The sequence below is a fragment of the Tepidiforma sp. genome (genome assembly GCF_034433535.1).
Classification (GTDB): Bacteria; Chloroflexota; Dehalococcoidia; order Tepidiformales; family Tepidiformaceae; genus Tepidiforma.
In genome coordinates, this window is the sequence record NZ_DAOUAO010000247.1 from 1 (window position 1) to 3,503 (window position 3,503).

Below are 3,503 nucleotides of genomic sequence, written 5' to 3' on the forward strand. Positions count from 1 at the left end.
TTCGACGAGGCCGAGGCGGGCGAGGCCGGCGAGGTGGGCGCGGACGGCCGGAACCGAGAGGAAGGCGACGGCGGCGAGCGCCTCGGCATCGGACTCGCCGTGCTGCTTGAGCCCGAGCAGCAGGAGCCTCCGGGCCGTAGGGAGCAGTTCGAGCTGGGGCGTCAGGGGCGATGGCATCGGTTTCGCTGCGAGGGTAGGGCGAAATGGCGGGGGTGGTGACGGCCAAACGGCCCAGCAGAGCCGGGCCGTGCGGAAGTGATGTCGAGGTTTTTTGGTGATCAGGCAGCAGAGCGGGCTTCCCTGTAGACAAACGTTTCGCCGCGGGAGTTGTGGGCGACCGTGCCGAAGCGGGCGATGAACGAGGCGAGGTCGGCGGTGCTGGCCGTCAGGTGCTTCGTTTCGCGGGCGATTTCCGAGACCTGAGCGGCGACCTCTTCGACGCTGGCCGAGACCTGCTGGCTCGCGGCTGCTGACTGCTCAGCGACGGCGGAGGCATCGGCGACGGCGGTACGAACGCGCTCGGCGGCGGCGCTCATCTCCTCGGCGCGGGCGGCCGAGGCGCGGGCGAGCGTTTCGAGCTGATCGAGGACGCGGGTCAGCGAGCCCGTCGATGTCTCGACGGAGGCCGCCGCAGAGGTGATGCTGGCGATTTCGGCACGGACGGCTTCGGCGCCCTGGAGGATGCGGTCGAGTGCGTCGCCGGCGCGGCGGGCGCGGGACGCCCCCTCCTCGACGTTCGCCATGCTGTGCTCCATGGCGCGGACCGCGCGCCCAGTGCCGCCCTGGACGCCGGCAATGAGGGCGGCGATCTCCTTGGTCGCGACGGCGGTGCGCTCGGCCAGGGAGCGGACGTTTTCGGCAACGACGGCGAAGCCGCGGCCCTGATCGCCGGCCCGGGCGGCCTCGATCGCAGCGTTGAGCGCGAGGAGGTTCGTCTGGGAGGCGATGTCTTCGATGACCTGGACGATGGCGCCGATCTGGGAGCCCTGCCGGCCGAGCTCTTCGACTTCCCGGGCGGTCTGGCTGACGGTTTCGCGAATGCTGTCCATGGCCTCGATGGTCTGGAGGACGGCATGAGCACCTTCGGTTGCCTCCGAGACCTGGGCGTCGCCGCGGGCGGTGGCCGCTGCGGCTGCATCCTGCACCTGCTGGAGGGCGCCGGTCACCGCCTCCATGGCCCGCGCGGCGGACTCGATAGCCGAGACCTGGCTGGCTGCGCCTTCGGCGACCGCAGCGGCGGAGGAGCGGAGGCCGTCGATTTCGCCGTTCAGGTCGGCCATCGTGGCAGTTTGCGCGGCGGCGCCGCTGGCCATCTCCTGCGCTGCCGTCGCGATTTCACGGGCAGCGGCGTCGACCTGGGAGATGCTGGCGCCAAGGTTCTGGAGCGGGTCGCCGAGGGTATCGTGGATGTCGACGAGCTTTTCGAGGACGCCCTCAGAGAGGTAGGTCTCGACGGCGAGGGCGGCGTCGAAGACGAAGACCTTCATGAAGGCGGCAAGGGTTTCGGCGAGGGTTTGGCCCTTCAGCTTGCGCGCGAGGATGGGGAAGAGCAGCTGACCGTAGATGCCGTAGTTGCCGACATTCCAGCGCGGCTCGATGTTCAGGCGGGCGTGCGCAGCGCCAACGCGGAGGCGGTGTTCGAAGTAGTCGGCATCGAAGCGGGCATCGAGGATGCGGAGGAAGTAGTCGAGCTGGGCGGCTTCGAGACGAGCGCGGTCAGAGCCGACGGAGCGGACCTTTGCCTGCCACTCGGGGAAGCGGGAGGCGATGTCGTAAAACTGGCGAACGATGGCTTCGGCGTGGGGCCGAAGGATGGGCGCGGCAGCGCGGATGAGCGCAGCCTCGCGCTCGGTGATGCCGACCCAACGGAGGCGGAGGGCCTGGTCGGCCGGGTCGATATGGAGGCGTTCGAGGTAGGACTGGGGCATGGTAGACGGTCTCCCTTCGTGACTGCTGCGGTCGACGCGCGCCCAACCTGCGAGAGACGCGACACGGCCTGTCACGATCGAACGCGCAATCCGAACCATCGCGCATCGGGATTGCCCCTATCAGGAACGTTGCCGTGGATTTTTGCTTGGCAAGGGCAAAAACCCCGACCGGCTCCGGGGAGAATTAGTTTCGCTTTGGCATGAAGAAACCGAAAGTTATGAAATGACGGGGACATCCCTGATCACCGCGGATACCGGTGATCCATCATGCTCGGGCTGATGGAAGGCCATCACCCGGTTGTCACCGTGTTCGCTGGAGGAAGGCCAGGGACAAGCTGGCTCGAAGCAGCGGCCCTGGGGACTCCTGACGGTATCCTGCTCGTGGACCGGTCGGGAGCGATTCGCGGGATGAACGGCGCGGCCGAACGCATCTTCGGGGTCAGGGAGGCTGAGGCGCTCGGCATCTCAGTCCAGCAGTTTGTTGCCCCCGAGCGCCGCGAGGCCCACGGTGAACTGATGAGCGAGTTCTTCCGGACAGCGGTTTCGCCGCGGGAAATGGCGGACCGGGAGCCGGTGGAGGCCGTCCGGGCTGATGGGCAACGGTTCTGGGCAGATGTCTCGCTGATCCCCATCAGTACGGAGGGCGGTCCGGGGGTGGTGTGCATCGTGCGGGATGTGACGGCGCGGATTGAGATGGAAGCGCAGCTTCGGCGGGCGGAACGGCTCGAGAGCCTGCGCATGCTCTCGGCGGGGCTCGCCCACGATTTCAACAACGTGCTCGCGGTGGTCATTGGCAACGCGGAGTTCGCGATGAGCCTGGTCGCCGCCGAATCGCCGGCGAGAATGGCCATGCAGGACATCCGCGATGCGGCGGGGCGAGCGGCGGAGCTGGTCCAGCAGATGATGCGGTTCGCCGGGAGGATGCAGTCGCAGCGCTCCGCCGTGGAGCTGACGGGCCTGACCCGGGAGATGCTCCACCTGCTGCGCGGCGGGCTGGCTGCGAATGTGCTGGCCCAGACCGACTTTGCCGATGAGCCGCTGGTCGTGCAGGGCGACCCCGTGGGGCTGCGGCAGGTTGTCCTCAACCTGGTGATCAACGCGGCGGAGGCGATGTCGCGACAGGGCGGCCGGCTGACCGTGCGGACGGGCGCCCAGGCGGTAACCAGGGCCTACCTGCGCAGCTGCGCGTTCGCGCCGGACGCTGCGCCGGCGCGCTACGGCTACATCGAAGTAGCGGACACCGGCCACGGGATGGACCGGGAGACGCTCAGCCACGTCTTCGACCCGTTCTTTACCACGAAGCGGCACGGGCGGGGGCTCGGCCTGGCGTCGGTGGTGGGCGTCGTGCGGGATCACCACGGGGCGATCCATGTGGCCAGCCGGCCGGGGCATGGGACGGTGTTCCGGGTCCTGATCCCGCTGGCCGAGGAACCGGTGGCCCAGGCCTTGTAAGCGAACGCTTGTTCTGGTAGGGTGCGCGGCGTGGTGCGGTTCGTGCACACGTCGGACTGGCAGCTGGGGATGACCCGGGCCTTCCTCGGCGATGAGGCGCAGGCGCGCTACAGCGCCGCGCGG

General features: G+C 68.7%; 2 protein-coding genes. One reads left to right on the top strand and one right to left on the bottom strand.

The features are described from left to right. Positions 1–278: 278 nt before the first annotated feature. A complete protein-coding gene (locus VAE46_RS13030; RefSeq protein ID WP_322797377.1) occupies positions 279–1,928 on the bottom strand; it encodes a globin-coupled sensor protein in 1,650 nt (549 codons plus the stop codon). 267 nt (positions 1,929–2,195) lie between these two features. Here VAE46_RS13030 and VAE46_RS13035 point away from each other — a divergent pair, with 267 nt between their 5' ends. Next, positions 2,196–3,380: a two-component system sensor histidine kinase NtrB gene (locus VAE46_RS13035; RefSeq protein WP_322797378.1), complete on the top strand. Its 1,185-nt coding sequence runs from the start codon at positions 2,196–2,198 to the stop codon at positions 3,378–3,380. Positions 3,381–3,503: the final 123 nt, after the last annotated feature.